Below are 8,498 nucleotides of genomic sequence, written 5' to 3' on the forward strand. Positions count from 1 at the left end.
GACGATCTCCACGGAGATCACCTGGCTCATGTTGTCCTCGTCCTCAGCCCTTGGCCTGGTCCAGCTGTCCGGTCACCGTGTCGAGCAGCTCGGCCCACGACTTCTCGAACTTGTCGACGCCCTCGGTCTCCAGCGCGACGAACACGTCGTCGAGGTCGATGCCGACCTCGACCAGCTCGTCGAAGACCTGCTGCGCCTGCGCCGCCCGCCCGGTCACGGTGTCGCCCTCGATCTTGCCGTGGTCGGCGACCGCGTGCAGCGTCTTCTCGGGCATCGTGTTGACCGTGTTCGCCACGACCAGCTGGTCGACGTAGCGGGTGTCGGAGTAGTTCGGGTCCTTCACGCCGGTGGACGCCCACAGTGGACGCTGGGCGCGGGCGCCGTCGGCCGCCAGGGCCTCCCACCGCTCGCCCGCGAACGTCTCCTGGTAGGCGGCGTGGGCGAGCACGGCGTTGGCGATGGCGGCCTTGCCGCGCAGCTCCTTCGCCTTCGGGCTGTCGATCGCGTCGAGGCGCTTGTCGATCTCGGTGTCCACCCGGGACACGAAGAACGACGCCACCGAGTGAATCGTGCGCAGGTCGTGGCCGTTGGCCTTGGCCTGCTCCAGGCCGGCGACGAACGCCTCCATCACCTTGCGGTAGCGCTCGACGGAGAAGATCAGCGTCACGTTGACGCTCACGCCCTCGGCGAGCGTGCGGGTGATCGCGGGCAGGCCCTCGACCGTGCCGGGGATCTTCACCATCAGGTTCGGCCGGTCGACGGTCTTCCACAGGTCGAGCGCCTCGGCGGCGGTGCGCTCGCTGTCCTTGGCCAGCCGGGGGTCCACCTCGATGGACACCCGGCCGTCGACGCCGTCGGTGGCGTTGTAGATGTCGCGGAACAGGTCGCACGCGTTGCGCACGTCGGTCGTGGTGACCTCGCGCACGGTGGCGTGGACGTCCGCGCCCCGGGCGGCCAGCTCGCGGACCTGCTCGTCGTAGGCCGCGCCGTTGGACAGCGCGGTGGCGAAGATCGTCGGGTTCGTGGTCACGCCGACCACGTTCTTCCCGGCGATCAGCTCGGCCAGGTTGCCGGTGGTCAGTCGCTCGCGGGACAGGTCGTCCAGCCAGATCGACACACCCGCGTCGCTGAGCTGCGCCAGCGGATTGCTGCTCATCTCGTCAACTCCCCTGAAGTCTCTACTTGGTCCGGGACAGCGACCGGCGCGCCGCGGCGACGACGTTCTCGGTCGTGAAGCCGAACTCGCGGAACAGCGTCTGGTAGTCGGCGGAGGCGCCGAAGTGCTCGATCGACACGATCTCGCCCGCGTCGCCCGCGAACCGGTGCCACGGCTGGGCGATGCCCGCCTCGACGACGACGCGCGCCTTGACCGAGGACGGCAGCACGCTCTCGCGGTAGGACTCGTCCTGCGCGTCGAACCACTCGACGCTGGGCATGGACACCACGCGGGTCGCGACGCCCTCGGCCTCGAACACCCCGCGCGCCTCGACGGCGATCTGGAGCTCCGAGCCGGTGGCGATCAGGATCAGCTCCGGCTCGCCCTCGCCGGCCAGCACGTAGCCGCCGCGCGCCACGCCCTCGACGGCCTTCTCCTTGGTGCCCTCCAGCACCGGCAGGTTCTGCCGGGTCAGGGCGATGCCCTTCGGGCCCTCGGGGTTCTCGATCGTGGCGCGCCACGCGGCGGCCGTCTCGTTCGCGTCACCGGGGCGCAGCACGGTCAGGCCCGGGATGGCGCGCAGCGCGGCCAGGTGCTCGACCGGCTGGTGGGTGGGGCCGTCCTCGCCGAGGCCGATGGAGTCGTGCGTCCACACGTAGACGACCGGGGACTTCATCAGCGCGGCCAGCCGGACCGCCGGGCGCATGTAGTCGCTGAACACCAGGAACGTGCCGCCGTACGGGCGGGTCGGGCCGTGCAGCGCGATGCCGTTGAGGATCGAGCCCATGGCGTGCTCGCGGACGCCGAAGTGCAGCGTGCGGCCGTACGGGTTGGCGTTCCACATCTTGGTGGAGATGCCCTCGGGGCCGAACGAGTCGACGCCCTTCATGGTGGTGTTGTTCGACTCCGCCAGGTCGGCCGAGCCGCCCCACAGCTCCGGCAGCACGTCCTTGAGCGAGTTGAGCACCTCGCCGGACGCCTTGCGCGTCGCCACGCCCTTGGGGTCCGGGTCCCACGACGGCAGCGCGTCGGTCCAGCCCTCGGGCAGGCCCCGGCCGATCAGGCGGTCCAGCAGCGCCTTGCGCTCCGGGTTCTTCTCGGCCCACGCGTCGAACGACTTCTGCCACTCGGCCTTGGCCTGCTCGCCGCGCTTGATCACCGCGCGGGTGTGCTCGATGACCTCGTCGGAGACCTCGAAGGTCTGCTCCGGGTCGAAGCCGAGGATGCGCTTGACCTCGGCGACCTCGTCCGCGCCGAGGGCCGCGCCGTGCGCCGCGCCGGTGTTCTGCTTGTTCGGCGACGGGAAGCCGATGATCGTGCGCAGCAGGATGAACGACGGGCGCTCGGTCTCCGCCTTGGCGTTCTCCAGCGCCTGGAGGATGCCCGCGACGTTCTCGCCGCCCTCGACGACCTGCACGTGCCAGCCGTACGCCTCGTAGCGCTTCGCGGTGTCCTCGGACAGCGCGATCGTGGTGTCGTCCTCGATGGAGATCTTGTTGTCGTCGTAGATCACCGTGAGGTTGCCCAGCTTCTGCGTGCCCGCCAGGGACGACGCCTCGCTGGTCACGCCCTCCTCGATGTCGCCGTCGGAGGCGATCACGAAGATGTCGTGGTCGAACGGGCTCTCGCCGACCGGGGCGTCCGGGTCGAACAGGCCGCGCTCGCGGCGGGCGCCCATCGCCATGCCGACCGCGGAGGCCAGGCCCTGGCCCAGCGGGCCGGTGGTGATCTCCACGCCGGGCGTGTGGCGGTGCTCGGGGTGGCCGGGGGTCCGCGAACCCCACGTGCGCAGTGCCTTGAGGTCGTCCAGCTCCAGGCCGTAGCCGTTGAGGTAGAGCTGGACGTAGAGGGTCAGGCTGGAGTGACCCGCGCTGAGCACGAACCGGTCGCGGCCGATCCAGTCGGCGTCGGCGGGGTCGTGCCGCATCACGCGCTGGAACAGCGTGTACGCCAGCGGGGCGAGGCTCATGGCGGTGCCGGGGTGGCCGTTGCCGACCTTCTGCACGGCGTCCGCGGCCAGCACCCGCGCGGTGTCCACGGCGCGGCGGTCGAGGTCGGTCCAGTCGTCGGGCAGGCGGGCTTCGGTCAACCGGGCGATGTCATCGGTGACGGACACTGACTTCCAGCTCCAAACTCACTAAGCGGCGGTTGACGGCTGGCGGTGAACTCAATCGTGTCCGTCAGGCCCGATCCGCGGTTCCCAAGGTCCACCGGCCAGCCTAGTCCGGACAGCGGACGCACGTGCTACTCACGCTCTGTGGGTGTACGCACAGGCGTAGCCGGTGTGTACAGGGACTACCCGAACGGGCTCCCCGTGCAACGCGCGGTTACGATCTGCTCATTCCCCACCGGACTTGACGAGGAGCGCGCTGTCATGAGTGCCGTCACCGAGGCCCCGGCGCGGTCGCCCCGACAGGTCGTCGGTGCGTACGTGGCGCTGACCAAGCCCCGGGTGATCGAACTGCTGCTGATCACCACCATCCCGGCGATGCTGCTCGCCGCGCGCGGACTGCCGCCGCTGTGGCTGATCGCGTGCACCCTGGCGGGCGGCACCCTCGCGGCGGGGTCGGCCAACGCGCTCAACTGCTACGTGGACGCCGACATCGACTCGGTGATGAAGCGCACCAGCGCCCGCCCGCTGGCGAAGGACTCGATCCCGCCGCGCAACGCGCTGGTGTTCGGCATCGTGCTCGGCGTCGTGTCGTTCGGGTTCCTGTGGCTGACGACGAACCTGATCTCCGCGGTGTTCGCGGTGGCCACGATCCTGTTCTACATCTTCGTCTACACCCTGGTCCTCAAGCGCCGCACCTCGCAGAACATCATCTGGGGCGGCATGGCCGGCTGCATGCCGGTGATCATCGGCTGGTCGTCGGTGACCGGCACCGTGGCGTGGCCCGCGCTGGTGATGTTCGGCGTGATCTTCTTCTGGACGCCCCCGCACACGTGGGCGCTCGCGATGAAGTTCAAGGAGGACTACGCGCGGGCGGGCGTGCCGATGCTGCCGGTGGTGGCGACGGCGCAGCAGGTGACCCGGCAGATCGTCATCTACTCGTGGATCACGGTCGCCTGCACCCTGCTGCTGGCCCCGGTGACGTCGTGGGTCTACCTGGCGGTCGCCGCCGCCTCGGGCGTGTGGTTCGCGGTGTTCGCGCACCGCCTGCACGGCGTCGTGCGCCGCGGCGGGTCGACGAACACCATGAAGTTCTTCCACATGTCGAACCTGTACCTGATGCTCGTGTTCTGCGGCCTGGCCGTGGACGCGGTGATCGGCCTGCCGGTCCTCGGCTGGCCCTTCTGATCCTCCCGATCACACCGACGAGGTAACCGCGCCGGCCCTGGTCACGCTCGGTGTTCGCCCGCTTGACCCACTTTCCGCATAATTGCGGATAGCTAGCGTGTGGACATGCCCGAGCAGGAGAAGGAGCCGGTCGCGTTCCGGCGGGGGACCGTCGACCGGTGGCAGGTGTACGGCGGTGTCGCCGGCGTGCTGAGCCTGCTGCTCACGGTGCTCGGCGGCCTCGCAGACCTGGTGCAGCCGGCCTTGGTCGCCGCCGTCGCCGCCACGCTCGCCGGTGTCGTGCTCCTCTTCCGCTGGGGCCGGGACCCCGGACCGCTCCGGTTCGTGCTGCCCGTCCTGCTCGCGGTCGGCGGCGCGGTGGCCTCCGGCGTGCTCGTCCGCCCCGGCCCGCCGGCCGCGGTCGGGGCCGGCACGACCACGCCGGGCACCGGTTCGACCACCACGTCCGCCGCCGGCCGGGGCTCCGGTGAGTTCCGCGTCCAGCAGGGGGTCATCCTGCGCCGGGGACAGGCCGTCGACCTGGACGCGCGCGACGCCGACAACGCGGGCATCGTCCACGCCCCGACCTCCGACACCGACCTGGAGCACCGGGACGGCCTGCGCGCCCGGGACCTGGCCCCGGTCGCCGGGCGCCCCGGCCTCCACGCCTGTGCCGCGGTCCCCTCGCTCACCACCCACGTCCCGGCGGACCGGGTGGGGGAGGGGACCGCGTTCTGCGTGAGGACGTCCGGCGGCCGGTGGGCGCGGGTCCTCGTGACGTCCGCCGCGGCGGACGCCGTCGAGTTCGACCTGGTCGTCTGGGACTGACCTCTCAGGACACGGCCGTGAGCAGGTCGTTGACCGTCGGGTCGTCCAGCGACTCCACGATGCACGACCACAGCTCCAGGTTGGCCGTCGCCCACCGCGAGTAGGTCGCCGCCGCCTCCGGGTCGTAGAAGTAGTACCCGGCGTCGTGCTTCCCGCGCTGCTCGCCGACGATCTTGTGCGCCAGTTCGCGCAGCGTGATGCCGTTCTCCTCCAGGTACCTGGGCGCCAGCACCACCGGCGTCACCGGCAGCGCCTTGAACAGGGTGTCCGCGTCGGACAGCGCCTGCGCCTCGGGCGAGATGTCGCGGTGGCGGGTGCGCATCTCGGCCTCCTCGACCACCGCGTCGACCCGCGCCGCGACCGCGTCCGGGACGCCCGCGCGGGCCAGGATGTCCATCCTCAGGCTGCGCCCGTCCACGGGCAGCGAGTTGCGCCGGACCATGTAGTTCACGTCGTGCACGAGGGCGGCCACCTCGACCAGCGCGGTGTCGGAACCGTTGCGCCGGGCGAAGTGGACCGCCTTGTCCCGGACGAAGCTGACGTGGTGCCAGCCGTGGAACTGGAGGCGGGCGGCGAGGTCGTGGCACAGGCGCCACACCTCCCGCTCCACCTCGGTGATCGACCGCGTCGAGAGCGTCGCCCCGCAGGTCGTCGCCGTGCCGGTCGCCGCCGCGCCGGCCGCCGTGGTGGTGTTCGTCATGGCAGTGCTCATCGGGCCCTCCCGTGTCGGGTGGGGCCGATGGTAAGCGCGCGCGAACGGCCGCGACGGGGTCTAAAGACTCCTCGTGAGCACCTCCAACCTCGACTCGACCGGCACGTGGCGGTGGCTCGTGCGGGTGTCCGGGTCGTAGCTGAGGCTCCACGGGCGCACCGCGCGGGACTTCACCAGGAACGTCAGGGTGTCGTCGGCGGCCTTCGGGATGCGGTGGAACTCGTGCGCGAGCATCGTGCCCGAGTTGCCCTCCACCGCCTCGGCGCTGCGCAGCAGGGTGGTGGACAGGATCGCCAGGTCGTCGTCGTCCACCTCGGCCGTGAAGCGCTCGTGCAGGTAGGAGCCCTGCACGATGGTGGTGCAGAAGTGGTAGCGGTGGTTGTGGATCGAGTCCGCGTAGCCCTGCCGCCAGTCGCACTGCGGCTTGTACTCGTGCAGCCAGAACGTGAAGGGCTCGGCGGGCTCGTCGCGCAGGCACCACGCGAAGTGGGTCGTGGTCTCGCGCGATCTGGCCACCACGCGCATCTCGTCCTGCGGCGAGAGGGCGCGCAGGTGCTCGCGCAGCCCCTCCCGCAGCCCGGGCCGGTCCGCCCACTCCCGGAAACGCCTCTCGACGTGTCCCCAGTGGTCGACGACAGGGGGGTCGGCCACGGAGATGAGCGTGGCGAGCTCCGCGAGGGCGGAGAACCCGGTTGACTCGGTCGGCACGACTTATCAGCTCCCCAACTGAGCGAAGGCGGAGAATTCTTTGCGGAACCGGTGGAACTTCTCCTCCAGTTCCCGGAACCCGTCCTCGGTGAGGGGTGTCCCGGTGATCTTCTCGAACAGGGCGAGGAAGTCGGACCGGTTGGTGCCGGGCGTGATGACGATGTGGAGCCCCGCCTTGGAATTGCTGATGCGCAGGAACTCGGTGCGTTCCATCCCGTAGATGAACGACCCCTCGGTGAACCGCAACGTACGCGGGTAGAGACGTACCACACCCGCGCTGGTGTTGCTGTACAGCGTGAGCCAGGCGCTGTCGTCGAACAGCTCCAGCCGGTCGAGCGGCGGGTCGGACACGATCGTCAGGTCGATGCGCGAGCACCGGCCGCGGGCGAGGAACAGGCCCACCAGGCCGACGTGGATCTGCTCGCGCAGCCGCGCCACGATCGTGTCGTAGTCGCCGTCCGCGCCCTCGTGCCGCAGCAGGTAGCGGGCGCGCCCGCTGATCGCGTCGCCGTCCCGGGGATCGGCCAGGACGGCCTTGAGCTCGCACTCCGTCTGCGACAGCAGCAGCCGGCAGGCCGCGTAGCGACCCGCGAAGCCGCGGAACACGTACAGCCGGGTCCGCTCCAGGTCCTGCATCATGACCTGGTTGAACACCGGGTCGGGCTTCGCCGTCGGCTCGAACACGTGGCTGGGGAAGAACTCGCGGTCGAGCGCGCGGTACTCGCTGGTCAGCTCGCGCAGCGCCCGCCGGCTCTCCTCGACGACCGGCGCCACGAGGGCGCGCTGCGTCGCGGAACTGGTGATGAGCGTCTGCCCGAACCCGACCACCGCGGACACCATCGTGCCGGTGCCCAGCGCGGTGACGAGCGTCCTCGCCATTCCTTGATCCACTGCGCTGGAAATGGTCAAGCAGATGCCGGAGATCACGACGAGGATCAGCAGGAGCAAACCCGTTCGGGTCCAGAACAATTCCTGCAACAGGTTGCTGCGGACGCCCCGCGGCTCCGCGGACACGATGTCACCTCCTTGGCCTCCACCTGAACGGACGAATGCTCTCGGTATCCGATCAAGTGCGCGCAGTTACTGTACGCGCGCGTACGCAACGACGGAAGCGGTAATTAGTGGCACATTTGCGGATAATTTCGGAGATCGACGACAGCGCACCGTGACCGGCGTTGGGCCTGCTGGTGGGGTCTGCGGTGTGGCGTCCGGGGCCGACCCATAACATCGGCAACCATGCGTACTGTCGGCCGTACGGCCCTGGCCATCGTCTCCCTGTTGTCCGCCGGTCTGGCGCTGACCGCGTGCACCGCGAGCGACCGCCCGTCCACCCAGACCAACACCCCGAGCGCCACGGCCCAGCAGCAGGCCGAACCGACCGGGCAGACCGGCACGAGCGAGGCCGAGTTGGCCGAGCCCAGCGGCCCGCCGTGCGAGGTGTCGCAGTACGGGGTGACCGGCGCGCCCGGCGAGAAGCCGACCATCACCGTCCCCACCGGCTGCACCCCGCAGGACGGCCTGGTCGTCTCGGACGTCACCGAGGGCACCGGCGCGGAGATCAAGCAGGGCTCCACCGCCTCCCTGCACTACGTGCTGGCGACGTTCCGCGACCAGCGCACGCGTGAGGCGTCGTGGGACGGCGGCCAGCCGTTCGAGCTGACCAACATCGGGCAGGCCAGCGTCATCAAGGGCTGGAACGAGGGCCTCATCGGCCTGAAGGAGGGCGGGCGCCGCCTGCTCGTCGTCCCCTCCGACAAGGGCTACCCCAACGGCCAGGGCGACATCCAGCCCGGCGAGACGCTGATCTTCGTCGTGGA

The 8,498-nt window shown here is 70.3% G+C and carries 8 protein-coding genes; 3 read left to right on the forward strand and 5 right to left on the reverse strand.

Annotation, left to right across the window (positions count from 1 at the left end; translation table 11 throughout):
* Positions 1-43: 43 nt before the first annotated feature.
* Complete coding sequence (tal, locus tag ACR807_RS39665) at positions 44-1,156, reverse strand: transaldolase (RefSeq protein WP_438926688.1); 1,113 nt, start codon at positions 1,154-1,156, stop codon at positions 44-46.
* A 22-nt stretch (positions 1,157-1,178) separates the two neighbouring features.
* On the reverse strand, positions 1,179-3,272 hold the full coding sequence (tkt, locus tag ACR807_RS39670; protein ID WP_438926689.1) for a transketolase: 2,094 nt from the start codon (positions 3,270-3,272) through the stop codon (positions 1,179-1,181).
* A gap of 258 nt (positions 3,273-3,530) precedes the next feature.
* On the opposite strand from tkt, the gene ACR807_RS39675 reads away from it, so the two are divergent.
* Together ACR807_RS39675 and ACR807_RS39680 are read left to right on the forward strand one after the other, a co-directional pair.
* Positions 3,531-4,454, forward strand: coding sequence for a heme o synthase (locus ACR807_RS39675; RefSeq protein ID WP_438926690.1), 924 nt, complete (start codon positions 3,531-3,533; stop codon positions 4,452-4,454).
* A gap of 105 nt (positions 4,455-4,559) precedes the next feature.
* Positions 4,560-5,261 carry a hypothetical protein gene (locus tag ACR807_RS39680; protein ID WP_438926691.1) on the forward strand — a complete coding sequence of 234 codons (702 nt, stop codon included), beginning with the start codon at positions 4,560-4,562 and terminating at the stop codon, positions 5,259-5,261.
* A gap of 4 nt (positions 5,262-5,265) precedes the next feature.
* On the opposite strand, the gene ACR807_RS39685 is transcribed toward ACR807_RS39680, so the two are convergent.
* The 3 genes from ACR807_RS39685 to ACR807_RS39695 form a co-directional block, all read right to left on the reverse strand.
* Positions 5,266-5,961 (reverse strand): HD family phosphohydrolase, encoded by a 696-nt coding sequence (locus ACR807_RS39685; protein WP_438926695.1) that lies wholly within the window; start codon positions 5,959-5,961, stop codon positions 5,266-5,268.
* A gap of 72 nt (positions 5,962-6,033) precedes the next feature.
* On the reverse strand, positions 6,034-6,681 hold the full coding sequence (locus ACR807_RS39690; protein WP_438926692.1) for a hypothetical protein: 648 nt from the start codon (positions 6,679-6,681) through the stop codon (positions 6,034-6,036).
* A 6-nt stretch (positions 6,682-6,687) separates the two neighbouring features.
* Entirely contained in the window at positions 6,688-7,695 is a 1,008-nt protein-coding gene (locus tag ACR807_RS39695; RefSeq protein ID WP_438926693.1) for a hypothetical protein, read from the reverse strand.
* Between the two features lie 222 nt (positions 7,696-7,917).
* Here ACR807_RS39695 and ACR807_RS39700 point away from each other — a divergent pair.
* Positions 7,918-8,498: FKBP-type peptidyl-prolyl cis-trans isomerase (locus tag ACR807_RS39700; protein WP_438926694.1), on the forward strand; the 581-nt coding region annotated here is incomplete at its 3' end.

It is taken from the genome of Saccharothrix sabaoui (genome assembly GCF_051756985.1).
GTDB lineage: Bacteria > Actinomycetota > Actinomycetes > Mycobacteriales > Pseudonocardiaceae > Actinosynnema.

Bases quoted from the DNA above. Each gene is read 5' to 3' on its own strand.
- ACR807_RS39680 (WP_438926691.1), top strand. From the start codon at position 4,560: ATGCCCGAGCAGGAGAAGGAGCCGGTCGCGTTCCGGCGGGGGACCGTC.
- ACR807_RS39675 (WP_438926690.1), top strand. From the start codon at position 3,531: ATGAGTGCCGTCACCGAGGCCCCGGCGCGGTCGCCCCGACAGGTCGTC.
- tal (WP_438926688.1), bottom strand. From the start codon at position 1,156: ATGAGCAGCAATCCGCTGGCGCAGCTCAGCGACGCGGGTGTGTCGATC.
- ACR807_RS39685 (WP_438926695.1), bottom strand. From the start codon at position 5,961: ATGACGAACACCACCACGGCGGCCGGCGCGGCGGCGACCGGCACGGCG.